Genomic DNA, 13567 nt, shown 5'->3' on the forward strand with positions numbered 1-13567 from the left:
TCAATGTTCCCAGTTGACCCTAATCCTCCTCCCAGGGTTCCTTACAGTGTGGGGTGTGGGGAGAACAAAGCTGCCTTTTGCCTTTTGCCTTTTGCCTTTTGCCTTTTGCCTTTTGCCTTTTGCCTTTTGCCTTTTGCCTTTTGCCTTTTGCCTTTTGCCTCCTGAATAATGAAGATTTTTGATTTTTGCCAGAGGTCTAATCATTTGTTAAGCTAAAACGGTAATCTTGATCCCCGAATGCCTGTGCTGATCAGTGTTGTCATCCCTACCTACAATCGCGAAGCAATTTTAAAAAAATGTTTACTTGCTCTAGAAAATCAGCGTTTAACCGATAATAAGGTGGAAAACTACGAAATAGTCCTTGTCGATGATGGCTCTACCGATGGGACGATCGCTTGGCTAGAAACTCAAAAGGCTAATTTACCCCACCTGCAATTGTGGCAACAGGATCACGGTGGACCAGCGATCGCTAGAAATCTGGGGGTAGAAAAAGCTCGTGGTGATACGATTATTTTTATTGATAGCGATCTGGTAGTGACAGAAAATTTTTTGCAAGCTCACGCCGACGCTTTAACCGCCGGGGCAGCAAGTCTCGGCAGCGAGCGCTTATTTACCTACGGCAGCGTCATTAATACCTGTAACTTCGAGCATCCCAGCAGTGAACCTTATAAAATCACCGATTTCTCCGCCGCCTATTTTGCCACTGGCAACGTGGCGATCGCTAAAAAATGGTTATTAGCAGCGGGATTATTTGATACCCAGTTTCAACTCTACGGTTGGGAAGACTTGGAATTAGGGGTGAGATTGAAGCAATTGGGACTAAAATTAATTAAATGTCCTGAAGCCGTCGGTTATCATTGGCATCCCCCCTTTAATCTCGCTCAAATTCCCAATCTCATCGATAAGGAAATTCAACGGGGACGAATGGGAGTGCTTTTTTATCAAAAACATCCCAGCTGGGAAGTGCGGATGATGATTCAAATGACTTGGATTCATCGACTGTTGTGGGGTTTACTTTCCTTGGGCGGAACCCTGAATGAACGCAGCCTCTCTCCTCTGTTGCAATGGTTGATCGATCAAGGTAAACCGCAATTAGCCCTAGAAATTGCCCGCATTTTTCTCAATTGGTACAACGTGCGCGGCGTTTATCAAGCTTATCGGGAAATGCAGCTTCAGTGAAATGTCTTACCGACACCGCTGACCGAGTTTCTCAGAAAGATGAGGTATAATGGGATTGGCCATAGTCTTGGGACGACCAGCTAATGTTCAATATTCCGGCGTTCTCTAAAACCAGAGAATTTGTACCCCACCATTAAGATAAATGCTATCGAGGTCAACATTTCCTGATCAAAAACTGAATATTTTCTTTTTTTTTTTTGATAATTGCTGCCACAATCAAAAACAATCAGAATAGAGAGTAGGAGTTGCCAGGCTCGATTGCCGAAAATACTGACCACGTTTGCCCCTTGTTAATTAGGGTGTGCTGAATAATGGTAAAACCCTTTTAAAATAAGGCTTTTGACCTGTTAAAATCCGATGTTAGTGCTGCGAAAATAGGATTGGGATCTTCAAAAATCTTGCATTCTCCTTCTTGTAGTACATAAACTGGTAGGAAAAAGAGGGCAACAAAGCCTGAAACTACTGACTCGGAGACTCGGAGACTCCTAACCCCACCAACAAACTTTTTCAGCAAGTCCTAATTATCTGGTGAAATTTGGCATACTTAGAAGTAAATTTTTTTATTGGAGGAATCCCATAATGAATATCGTCGATATTTTAATCGGTTTTGTCGGTGGAGGTGCGATCGGGGGTGGGGCTTTATATGCCTTCCAACAGGGAAAAATCAGGGAAGCACTAGAAAAATATGAGAAAATTCAGGCGGCTTTAGGTCAAACCGAAGCGGAGTTAAAAGACACCAAAGGACAGTTAAAGCTACTCGATCTCTCCGAAGAACGGATTCGCAATATCGAAGCCACCCATAGAGAAGAAGTGGCTAAATTGCAAAAAGAGTTAGAAGATAGCCAAGGGCGTTTACAAGAGGCAGCCAGCGCAACTCCCGATCAAGCCGTGGAAGTTGCCTATAAAACCCAAATTCAGCAACTTCAACAGGAATACGAAGCTAAAATCGAGGAATTGCGCCAAAGCTATCAAAGTCAAATTCAAGAGATGATGGACGGGAAGCAAGGGGAAATGGAGGCCCTGGGTCAAAGTCAACAGACGCAGATTCTAGAATTAGAAAATGGCTATCAGTCGCAAATTCAACAACGAGAACAGGGTTATCAACGCCAACTGTTAGAACTAGAAAATGCCCGTCAAGCAGTAGTGGATGATCGAACCACTGAAATCGTCGAACCTTGGGATGATTTCCCCGATCACCCCAGTGCCGAAATCGCCACAACTGCTGAGGATTTCATCTCTGAACCGGAATTTGCCCCTGAAACAGCAGCTTTCGGCAGTTTTGAAACAATGGTAGAAACGCCCGTTTCTGAAAGTGAAATGAGTCCTTTTGATGGTTTTGTCACTGAAGAAACCGTAGTATTAGAGCCAGAATTTGCTCCTGAAACGCTGGTAGAAACGCCCGTTTCTGAAAGTGAAATGAGTCCTTTTGATGGTTTTGTCACTGAAGAAACCGTAGTATTAGAGCCAGAATTTACTCCTGAGATGCTGGTAGAAACGCCCGTTTCTGAACCAGAATTCGCTCCTGAAATGAGTCCTTTTGATGGTTTTGTCACTGAAGAAACCGTAGTATTAGAGCCAGAATTTACTCCTGAGATGGAGGTGTTTGGCGGTTTTGAAACCCTAGAAGGACATCTGGAACTAGAACCAGAATTCGCCCCAGCAATGGAGACATTTGACGGTTTAAACGCCAGGGAAGAAACCCTAGTTTCTCCAGAAATGACCATAGTCGAAGATTCTCCCGTCATCGAAGAACAAGCGATCTCTAACTTGGAGATATCCGCTGCTGAGATGGAATTTCTCAATGCTCTACAATTAGAGGAAGAAACGAGAACGATCAGTAGTCTAGAAGAATTATCGGGTAATGCAGAAAAATTCGCTGATGCCCAAAATTCTCTAGATGACTTATTTGCCGATGTTGCTGACAGCAATAGCTCCGAATTATTCGATCCTTTTGCTGAAGAAACCCCTAAAGTTGAAGCTAAGAGCAAAAACGGTTCTTCTGTTCTGAGCAACCAAGAAGAACCAGATTTTTTTAGTATGTGGGATGATCAAGAAATGGGAAATCTAGAATCTCTGCCTTCTGACGAAGAACTGCCCCTTGATGATCTATTTAGCGATGATTTATTCTCGGATGGCGACAATAGCAAAACCACGAAGCTAGAATCTCATCAGTAGGCAGATTGCCCGCTATGAAGGCAGAAGACAGAATTTCTTCCCCACCCAATTTCTGGCTTCTGACTTTCTTATTTTTTCAGGTTTTCAGACATAAAAGTTAGGATACCAAATCCTTCCGGCAGACGATAAACTAACTGCAATTTTCCCTCTTTAGTAATCCCATATTGCTGCACACCTTTTAAAGCTGCTAAAAAACTCGCTTCCTGTTTCATCCAAGCTTCCGGACAAGCTTTCATGGTTGAGGCAATTTCCGACTGCACCGCCATATTATCTCCTTCCTTCTGGTAACGGGTGACATAGCGATTGCACCCCGAAAAACCAGCTAAATTACCCCCAGTGAAAGCAACGCTGATTTCCGTACCTTCTACTAATTCTGTTCCCGTCCACTGGCTCAATTTCCAATTAGTTCCTTCTAGAGTTACAGTAGAGGCGATCGCTTGTTGCCCTGTCAGCACAGATGCCAGGGTGATTAATCCTAGAAAACTCGTCAGCTTCTGTCTCATGCTCTTAATTCCTGTCAATGATAGCCAGTTTCTATCCTAGCCAATCAGCCGGAAAACCTGCCTCACTTCCATAAGAATATGGCCTAAACGGTTTTTGCCGCTACCATCAGCACCACAGCCCCAATAATAATCGATCGGCGAATTTTCTACTAATAAACTGTCGCCTGTACTTAGCAGAATTTGGCGAAAATCGCCAGTAATTGTCAACTTTCTTAATACACCTCGATACATGATTTCCTCTTTGACATTTTCCCAATCGGGACGCAAGGGATAAAAATTAGTGCGCTCCCTAGTTGCCGATTGCTGGGGAGTGGCTGCCAGTCGAATCGCTTCTGAATAGGGATGTTGAAGGAATTTCTGTGCTTGAAAATAATGTTCGCTGGTGGGCCGCCAAAAACCATCTAAATCGAAACCGTGGCCAGAAAAATTAGAAAAACAACCATAGGGTTTCTCGCGAGTGCTATAAAAGTAAATAGTCATTTCGATCGCTTACCAGTCCTAACTATGCCACGCACTCAACGTAACGATAATTTTATTGATAAATCTTTTACGGTCATGGCGGATATCATTTTAAAGATACTCCCCGCCAATAAAAAAGCCAAGGAAGCCTTTGTTTATTACCGCGATGGGATGTCTGCTCAAGCTGACGGCGAATACGCCGAGGCCCTCGATAATTACTATGAAGCTTTAACATTAGAAGAGGATCCTAACGATCGCAGTTATATCCTCTACAATATCGGCATTATCCACGCTAGTAACGGCGAGCATGAAAAGGCTCTGGAATACTACGAAGAAGCTATCCAACTTAATCCCAGAATGCCCTCCGCTTTGAATAATATCGCCGTTATTTACCATTTTCAAGGGGAAAAAGCCAGAGAGGACGGTCAACAGGCCGAAGCAGCAGCACTCTACGACAAAGCGGCAGAATACTGGAAACAAGCCATCCGATTAGCCCCCAATAACTACATTGAAGCCCAAAACTGGCTGAAAATCACCGGGCGATCGGAAATTGATGTTTTCTTCTAAATTGAGGAGTCGGTCGTCAGGAGTTAGGAGTCAGGAGACAGGAGGCAAAAGGCAAAAGGCAAAAGGCAAAAGGCAAAAGGCAAAAGGCAAAAGGCAGCTTTATTCTCCCCACTCCCCTACTCCCCCACTCCCCAATTCATAATTCATAATTCATCATTACCCCATTTCTCCCATGATCGATCGAGCTACAGTTGAAAAAATCGCCCATTTAGCCCGTTTAGAGATTAATAGCAGCGAAGAAGAACAATTTGCGCTGCAATTAAGCGGGATACTGGATTATTTCGAGCAGTTAAGCGAATTAGACACGGAAAATGTGCCACCCACCACGCGAGCGATCGAAATTCAAAATATTACTCGCGCCGATAGTAATAGACCTTATCCCGATCACGAGGTCTTAGTGCAAGAATCGCCGGTCCCAGAAGGGGATTATTTCCGTGTTCCCCGCATTCTCAACACCGACGAAGACTAAATCAGTGATCAGTTACTCAGTTATCAGATGTGAGTTTTCAGTTCACTGTTTACTGATCACTGATTTAGATGCCATCTAGGGTTTTTGCTGCTATCTTGGACTAAGAGCAGACCTAGCAATGGAGACATAATATAATGATCGCATCTCAAGATGTGGCACCATTTCAGCTTATTTCGAGCGTAGAATCGGCGGAAACAGAATTTAGGCCCTGGGGTTCCTTCACCACTCTAGAAGAAGGTCTCGGTTATAAAATCAAGCGAATTGAAGTGAATCCGGGTCATCGTCTCAGTTTACAGATGCACTACCATCGCAGTGAACACTGGATTGTCGTTTCGGGGACTGCAAAAGTCACCTGTGGAGATAACGAGGAAATTCTCGGAGCCAATCAGTCCACTTATGTGCCTCAGTGTACCGCTCACCGTCTGGAAAACCCCGGGGTGATCAAATTGGTGTTAATTGAAGTGCAGAATGGGGAATATTTAGGAGAGGATGATATAGTCCGTTTTCAGGATGACTATGCTCGCCATCAGAGCTAAGACTGCTTTTTTAGGGAGATAGAAGGGCAAGAAACTATATTTTTGCCCCAAAAACCTTTTTTCCTTTTCCGGCCGGGTAGCGGTTTTCCTCATGGGAGGTAAAGGCGCGGGGAGGGGGATTGATTTTGACCATGTTGTGAGCAAAGAACGGGTAAAATTTGTAGAAAAATAAACTTCCCCTAGACCCTGTGTGGGCAGCTTGAGGAAAGCTGGGCTAAGGGAAATGATTTATTCCTTTGCTGGATTAACTTCAGCATATAACTCTCATTTGTCAGGACTATAACAGCCAGATGTCAATTCTGTGACAAAGAAAAGCCGATCAGGAGTCGGGCAAGAGGCAAGGGGCAATGATTCAGGCGGGAGGGAGTGAGGAAACGGCTTGATCTTGTTGATCAATGCGGCAAAAAACCAAGGAAGTTTGCAAAAAATAAACTATATGTACATTGGTTAATATGTATAGAATAAAATCTATTAACTATAAATAGTATTTCCTTTAATAAATAGAGTAATCATGGGTATAATTAAGAGCAATCTTAAAGAAGATGAAGGCATCCGATGGGTAATATTGTCGGGATAGATTTGGGTACAACAAATTCCGTGGCGGCATTCAAATTTGCGGGGGTAGAGGTAGTGACCGCTGCAGATAACTCGCCTCCGGAGAGAAAATTAACCCGATCGCTCGTCTCCCTAGCCGGAGAGGGGCTGATCGTTGGAGAGGAAGCCTACAGACAGATCAAGGCGACCCCAGAAAACGTGATCATGTCGATCAAGCGTTTGATGGGTAGGAGTTTTAGCGATACTATCGTTCAGGAACAAATACCCCGTTTAAGCTATAAAGTCACTCGCTCGAGCCGGGGTACAGAGGATAGTCTATCGGTATGGTTAGGGGGCAAGGAATACGAACCGGAAGACATATCGGCCGAGATTTTAAAAAAAGTAGTAGCTAATGCCCAGAATTATCAAGGGGCTAACGGTCAGAAAAGCCGGATACAGGAAGCTGTGATCACTATTCCCGCCTATTTTAACGATAAACAGCGTCATGCCACGGAGATGGCGGCAAAACGGGCTGGTATCATCGCCCGCGAGTTGCTCTCGGAACCGACCGCGGCGGCAATTTCCTACGGTTATAAACCGGATTCGGAGGAGGTAAAAACTATACTGGTGTACGATTTCGGTGGCGGTACTTTCGATTCTTGTTTGATCACCGCCGCAGGAAATCAATTTATAGAATCGGGGAAAGCTGGGGATCTGTGGTTAGGAGGAGATGACATAGATGCACAATTAATGCGATTTGTCAAGGAAAAAGTGGCACAAGAAGAAGCTCTAGAGGATGTGGACGCTCTGATCGCCGCGATGCCCCATTATCAAAGGGTAAGATTTTTAGGGGATTTCAAGAGTGCCGTAGAGAGGGCAAAGATAGATTTAAGTAGTGCTGAAAGTGCTGCCATCATCCCCGCGACCCCGCTGATCGATGAGATGGGTATGGCGATCACCATTGCCGTGACGATGAAGAGGAGTGAATTTGAAGAGATGATCCGGCCCCTAGTGGAGAAAACGATCGCCATCTGTCGAGAAGCGATCCGGTATTCCGACTATCCCGAAGAGCTGATTGATGTGGTGTTATTAGTGGGGGGTTCCTCCCAGATTCCTTTCGTCCAAGAGGAAGTTAAAAAAGTTTTCGGTTCCGAGAGAGTGGTAGTTCACCGACGGCCGATGTATGCAGTAGCGGAGGGAGCAGCGATCGTGGCTGCTGGTTTAACAGAGAAGGTAATGACCGTATCCCGTGATTACTGTATCCACTTGGCCGACGGCAGCCAATATCCGATCATTAGACAGGGGGATATATTACCCGTTAAAACCATCCAAAGTTTTAAAACCGAAGTGGATGATCAGAGTCTGATCCATTTAAAATTTTCTAGTCCGGATCGGGTGCGGGCAGAAAGTACCGGGGAGAGGTGCGACGAGAAAATTGGCGAAATGTGGTTAGCCCTCGATCGACCCTATCCAAAGGGTACAGAAATATTACTAGCCGTTTCCCTAGACGAACAGAATAATTCTCTATCGATGGTAGCAAGTTTAAAAAATGACCCCTCGCTCAAAGTGAGTTCCGATTTTTCCCGCGGCGGTGAGGACGAGGATATCTCGCGACAGGTAGAAGAAAGTATCGAGGAGATGAACCGTAAGGAGTTATTAACCAAGGTAGGGGCCAAATACGTCTATCAAATAGCTGGGGAAATAGTTCGGGCGGCCAATCAAATCCGCGGAGAGGATGGAAAATCGCGGCAAGATCGGGTCAAGGTGGCCAGGGAAAAATTACGCGAGTTAAAAACTTACTCCTGCGAGGATAGTAGTCAGGGTCAAATCCTGATCTCCGAGTTCGAGTTCGTTTTAAAATACTGTCAAATTCTGGTTCCAGAAGAACAACAGGCGCGCATCGAACAACTGATCGAAGATTTAAATAAAGCTATCAATAACGGTAATCTCTCGGCTATACAGCGATTAAATGAAACAGCACTACAGGAGAGGAAAAATTTCCCCGAATTGCTGCTGCTGCTGCTATTGTGTCGTACGGTCATCACCCGTACTGGAGTGGTAAATCAAGCCAGCGCGGATAGTATGGCGAGAAAATTCGGTGCGGTTATCACCGCTTTGGCAGCGGGGGATCAAGAAACGGCGGAACGAGAATTACAGCGATTATTACCGGAAGTTCGCCAGAATTGCGATCTCGAATTACCGACAGGCAATGTGGCTACTGGATTAACCCGATTTTAATTAGGGCTGGCTGAATAAATCTAAAAAACTTGTTGGATAAGGCTTTTAGACTTTTTTGACCTCAAAAAGTGCCGACCCTTGGACTGATCGGGGGTAAAATTCCGGTACTTTTTGCCTGAAAATTAGGTAACTGACTACCTCAAAATCGGTAAAACCCTACACCCCACACCCAACCCCCCCAACCCCCCCGATGTCGGGGGGGCAGGGGGGGTGGGGGGTTGGGGGGGCCACACCCTGCCCCCACGAAAAACTTTTTGCCGCAAACCCTAATTATGAGTAAAATTAATTGTCCCGTTTGTCAACGATCGGACGTGGAGGGGAATGTTTGCCCCAATTGCGAGACGGATTTATCCTCTCTACGTCTTTTAATGGAACTATCCCCCGTTGTCGATAATCGGACTCCAAATAACCGCCGCGGTTTATTACTGGGATTGGCTCTTTTACTGTTAATTTCGGGGATTTTTCTGGGTGCTATCGCTTCTAATCTATTTCCCCGTTCCCTAATCCCTGTCAGCGAATCTAGTCCCGTTATCCCTCCTGTTGGGGAACTGATTGCGCCATCGAAGCAGCTGACTAAAACTGTCTGCGTGGATGGGTTTAACTATCGGGTTCGATCGGGTGATTCCCTATCTCGTATCGCTCAACGTTTTTACGGAGATGAGTCTCTATTATCTCCCATACTTGAGGCTAATCCTTTTTTGCTTGATCGGCTCGATTCTCTCGAGGTCGGTGAAAAGTTATTGATCCCCAACTCTGATTAATCCTGTTAATTTTACCCAGTACGAATATTATGTTAGTTTTCTTGGGCTATGCTATTGGATTTGTTTTAGCTTTTTTTCTCGCCATTAGTTTAAAGGCTGTTTTTTTAGGGTTTCCTCCTAATAAGGACAATAACTATTGGTCAAGAAAATTAGAAATATTAACTGGCTTTGGTGGCGGAATTGTCATTATATATATCCTCTTTTTCCTCAAAAATTGGCTGGCTTTAGATGAGAATTTTATCACTTATTTTTCTATCACTACATTTGTTTTGATTTTCTTGGTTTTTTATGGACGAATAGAAGAAAGAAAAAAGGGTAGAGAACTAGAGTATAAAGCGAGAAAATTACAGGCTGAGGATACGGGAAACCCTTTCGAGAAAGGAAAGTTATCGGAGGCTTTAAAATTCTACCAAGAGGCTAACAAATTAATTAATGATCCTCAGTTAAGATGTTTAGAGAAAAATCTTGAACAAGAATTAGAAAAAAGAAAAAAATTTCTGGATTTTTTTAAACAGGGTAAGGAGTTGGGAAATCGGGGATATTTTAAGAAGGCTTTAGATGTACTGGAAAGCGCACAGGCTCTTTATTCCCATCACCGAATCGGTTTAGAAATCCAGAAATGTCAATTACAGGTAGAGCCAGAAAATATCTGTCAAGTAAGACTTAAAAAAGCCCAGGAATTAGCCCGACAGGGAGAACTAAAACAATCGAGAGAATTAATAAATCAAGCCCTAGCAGATTTCCAGCGACTGGACGTTAAAAACCTATTAACTAAGGTAGAACAGATAACGATCGGCTTCAATTATTTTGAACAGGGAGTGGCTGCCGAAAAAAACGGCGATCTAAACAAGGCGATAGATAACTATCGAAAAGCCCTACTCATGACACCCGAATTAATCGATATAAACCGGCGATTAGGCATGACGAATATTAAAGCGGGGAACTATCGGGAGGGAATAGAACAATTAGAGGGAATCGAAGATAGGGAATCGATCTACTTACGGGGTTACGGTTATGCGAGATTAAAGGAATGGAGGAAAGCGCGTCGGGAATGGAAAAAGATCGATCGACCGGAAATTAAAGAACAGATAGAGCTGCTCACCCGATATAGCCAAAGGGAAAAATTAACTCTACAGCAGGAAATACAAGAACTAATTCAAGAAGAAAACCTAGAATTAGCCCGCTCGAAAAGCGAGGTGTTTTTAGAGAAATTCGGCGATGACCCTCAAGTTAGCCAGAACTTAAGCAATCATATCGTCTCCCGGATAGCCCATCAACTCTGGATGTCTCAGGATCGAGAAAAAATCCTTATCAACGCCGAGAGGGAATGGGAAAGAAAACGCAATCTGGAATCATTGCACAATTTGGCAATCGCCCTTTATTATCGATCGGTAGAAAATCCCGCTACCCTAGAGAAATTAATACCCGTCTGGTTATCCGCTACGGCGAATTTAAATCTCAACACCAGTATCAGGAATATGGTTTGGAAAGTTATCGATGACGGTGATATAAGGGACTTAGAAGCACAATTAACCCGAATACTTGAGGATCTGATCGATCGAACCAAAGAAGACCTAAATTACTACCTGCAACTTCGCGATCTTTACCGTCGCGATACTGTCGCCCTAGGGTTATTACGCGATAATCCTGTAGAGGGAATCCATATCGAAGGGTTAACCATCCTACCTGGGTTGTATCGGACTCACCCTGATAGAAATACTGTTAAACTGCCCGATCAATTCTGGGCGACTCTCTATACCCGTTGGGGGGAATCGGTGGCTGCCTGTTTGCAGGGGGATCGGGTTCGCGGAGTCGCGTTAAAACCCCTAACCTGCCAATCTACTCTCGAACAGATAGCTAATACTTTTGTATCATTCCACCAAGGTTGTCATTATCTACAACAGAAACAGTGGCAAAAAGCCGAGAATCCTTTAAAAGAGGCAAAACCAGCCCTTAAAAATCACCCAGAATGGATTGAGGAGATCGATCGACTTTACCTAGAATTACAGGAGGAGATTGAGGGTTTCGAGAATCTATTAAGGATGAATAGAAATTGGTACGAGTTAGTACAAACTACTAACTCGAAAATGTATTACGTCCGAGATAAAGCCTTGGAAATAGTCAGGAGATTGGATGAGCAAAAGATAGACGATTCCAAAGCTTTAAGCGAACTGGAGAAATTAAAACAGATAGATTACAATAATGCGATACTAAACGAATTGATCGAGGAGATTATTTTTAGAAAAGACGTAAGGGAAGTAGGGCGATTGATGGATCGCAATCAATTTTCCGAGGCGATCAAAAAGGCGAAACGATCGAGATCACAAAAACTCCGTCACCTTACCGCCCAATTCTGTCTCAATCTTTTAAGAGAAAATTATCAAAAATTACCCCCAGAATTACTAATAGAACTTGTTAGATCGGCTTACGAATTATGCCCCAACGATCCAGAGTTTCGAGAAGTATATAAACTATTTCATATTATTTAATGGGAGTTAGATTAATGTACGATAATTTAGATAGTAATCCTTACGATATTCTAGAAATTTCTCCGGCCGCTTCCACTGCCGAAATCACTAAAGCTTTCGGTCTAGCTATGAAACGCCGTAGCTATTCTATGGATAGCATAGCTAAAGCGCGTAAGATATTAATGAATCCTCAAGATAGGATAGTTGCGGATTATTTACGTCCTCATCTCCCTCTGGTTCAACGCTTGAAAACCATGTCTTTCTCGGAATTGTCTGAACCTTTACCATCTTTAGAAATCTTAAATACCATGGATGATATTAATAATTACGATCAAGAACAACTTAAAAAAGTTGCTGGCGAACTGGCTTCATCGATACTCAAAGACCTTAATTTTTTGGAGGAATAAGGATGAATAATTACAAAATTAGCGAAGAAGATAGAAACAAATTATTAAGCCTAATTATAAATTTAACCAAAGAGGAGGCAAGTTTAAAACAAGCTTTACGGCAGCAAGGAGAGAACAATCGCTCGGAAAAAGAACAGATTTTTTTAGAACTATTAGAGGTATTTGATACCCTCGAATCGTTATTAAATTTTTTAGAATATCGACACGAACCAGATGATCGAGTCTGGAAAAGATTACCGAAATCTTTAAAAAGTGTACAGACAAAATTATTAAGTATTCTAGAAAAACGTCAGGTGCTGAAAATAGAACTGTCCGCTGATCAGCCAGATTTTACTATCTGTCAGGTGGTCGAGCGAGAAATACGCCCCGATTTGGCAGAACAGACGATCACAAAAATAGTCAGGCAGGGATTTACTATCGAGGATAAATTACTCAGACCGATGGAGGTTATTACATCTAAACAAGAATAGATAACCCCCTTGCCACTTCCCACTCCCAACTCTGGCCTTCTGGCGATCCCGTCCACCTATTTCCTGAGAATTCTAGAGGTACTTGTAAATATTTGTTACAACGAGACGAGGAAAAATCTGAGGACAGGGACACAAGAAAGGATTATCGACGGGGATCAAGGATTTCAGCAGTAAACTGCATTGGGGATCAAGAGAAACCGATTGTAAAGTTTTCGATACCTCTCGCCGATTCTTGTAATAGTTCGATACATATAACATAGATGATCAGCGATGATTGTAAATTTATATTGCGAATAGCTCATCTTCTTCGGTGTTTTCCCTATACTGGTTTTCATCAACTTTGAGCCGACGTGCAGAAAAGTTAGACCACCAAGTTTGTAAGAGGTCAGGAAGATGCAATTAACCGCAAGAAATAATTGGGGCTACGTTTCTTTAGCAATGCTAAAAAGCTTTCTCCTCTGGAGTTTCGTCCTCACTGTCTGTTTATTAGTAGTGGGATTTCCTTTAGTAGTATTAATGATGACAGTGGGATCATTGTCGGCGATTATCTTACAGTCAGTTTTACCGATTAGTTCCGTGCTTTTAGTTGCGGGGATGATTATTGGTATCAATATTTTAGCTATCCTAATTAGTGCCGCTTTATTAACAGCAAAAGGTGTTCATCCCCACGAAGTTAGCTGGTTACACTGGTTACACGGTGAGGTAAAAACCTCTCATCAAGCTGTTTATGCTTCTTGCCCCTTAACTTGCGGGGTAGTTCATTAAATTTGATTTTCTTAGAGTGGAATTGCTTACCTTTTT

The 13567-nt window shown here is 43.2% G+C and carries 13 protein-coding genes; 11 read left to right on the top strand and 2 right to left on the bottom strand.

Features of this window, described 5'->3' with window-relative positions:
- The first annotated feature begins 237 nt into the window (after window positions 1–237).
- Complete coding sequence (locus tag O9334_RS05510; protein WP_045355998.1) at window positions 238–1179, top strand: glycosyltransferase family 2 protein; 942 nt, start codon at window positions 238–240, stop codon at window positions 1177–1179.
- A gap of 579 nt (window positions 1180–1758) precedes the next feature.
- Entirely contained in the window at window positions 1759–3354 is a 1596-nt protein-coding gene (locus tag O9334_RS05515; RefSeq protein ID WP_045356000.1) for a GumC domain-containing protein, read from the top strand.
- A 68-nt stretch (window positions 3355–3422) separates the two neighbouring features.
- On the opposite strand, the gene O9334_RS05520 is transcribed toward O9334_RS05515, so the two are convergent.
- Window positions 3423–3857, bottom strand: a complete 435-nt coding sequence (locus O9334_RS05520) for an META domain-containing protein (protein ID WP_052426655.1) — start codon at window positions 3855–3857, stop codon at window positions 3423–3425.
- 36 nt (window positions 3858–3893) lie between these two features.
- Window positions 3894–4337, bottom strand: coding sequence for a riboflavin biosynthesis intermediates N-glycosidase (ybiA, locus tag O9334_RS05525; RefSeq protein WP_045356001.1), 444 nt, complete (start codon window positions 4335–4337; stop codon window positions 3894–3896).
- A 24-nt stretch (window positions 4338–4361) separates the two neighbouring features.
- Between ybiA and O9334_RS05530 the strand changes: the two genes are divergently transcribed.
- The 9 genes from O9334_RS05530 (at window position 4362) to O9334_RS05570 (ending at window position 13531) form a co-directional block, all read left to right on the top strand.
- Entirely contained in the window at window positions 4362–4883 is a 522-nt protein-coding gene (locus O9334_RS05530) for a photosystem I assembly protein Ycf3 (RefSeq protein WP_190356647.1), read from the top strand.
- 172 nt (window positions 4884–5055) lie between these two features.
- Window positions 5056–5352 carry an Asp-tRNA(Asn)/Glu-tRNA(Gln) amidotransferase subunit GatC gene (gene gatC / locus O9334_RS05535; RefSeq protein ID WP_045356003.1) on the top strand — a complete coding sequence of 99 codons (297 nt, stop codon included), beginning with the start codon at window positions 5056–5058 and terminating at the stop codon, window positions 5350–5352.
- 134 nt (window positions 5353–5486) lie between these two features.
- Complete coding sequence (locus O9334_RS05540) at window positions 5487–5888, top strand: phosphomannose isomerase type II C-terminal cupin domain (protein WP_045356005.1); 402 nt, start codon at window positions 5487–5489, stop codon at window positions 5886–5888.
- A 555-nt stretch (window positions 5889–6443) separates the two neighbouring features.
- Complete coding sequence (locus O9334_RS05545; protein WP_190381675.1) at window positions 6444–8660, top strand: Hsp70 family protein; 2217 nt, start codon at window positions 6444–6446, stop codon at window positions 8658–8660.
- Window positions 8661–8932: 272 nt separating this feature from the next.
- Window positions 8933–9421: a LysM peptidoglycan-binding domain-containing protein gene (locus O9334_RS05550; protein ID WP_287999647.1), complete on the top strand. Its 489-nt coding sequence runs from the start codon at window positions 8933–8935 to the stop codon at window positions 9419–9421.
- Window positions 9422–9450: 29 nt separating this feature from the next.
- Window positions 9451–11910 carry a tetratricopeptide repeat protein gene (locus tag O9334_RS05555; RefSeq protein WP_287999648.1) on the top strand — a complete coding sequence of 820 codons (2460 nt, stop codon included), beginning with the start codon at window positions 9451–9453 and terminating at the stop codon, window positions 11908–11910.
- Window positions 11910–12296, top strand: coding sequence for a J domain-containing protein (locus O9334_RS05560; RefSeq protein ID WP_238567709.1), 387 nt, complete (start codon window positions 11910–11912; stop codon window positions 12294–12296). Before O9334_RS05555 ends, O9334_RS05560 begins: the two co-directional genes overlap by 1 nt.
- Window positions 12297–12298: 2 nt before the next feature.
- Window positions 12299–12766, top strand: a complete 468-nt coding sequence (locus O9334_RS05565; RefSeq protein WP_045356015.1) for a nucleotide exchange factor GrpE — start codon at window positions 12299–12301, stop codon at window positions 12764–12766.
- A gap of 393 nt (window positions 12767–13159) precedes the next feature.
- The gene (locus O9334_RS05570; protein WP_045356016.1) at window positions 13160–13531 is read left to right on the top strand and encodes a hypothetical protein; all 372 of its coding nucleotides are present in this window, start codon (window positions 13160–13162) and stop codon (window positions 13529–13531) included.
- The last annotated feature ends 36 nt before the right edge of the window (window positions 13532–13567 follow it).

The sequence above is a fragment of the Microcystis sp. LE19-8.1F genome (assembly GCF_027531715.1).
Classification (GTDB): Bacteria; Cyanobacteriota; Cyanobacteriia; order Cyanobacteriales; family Microcystaceae; genus Microcystis; species Microcystis wesenbergii_A.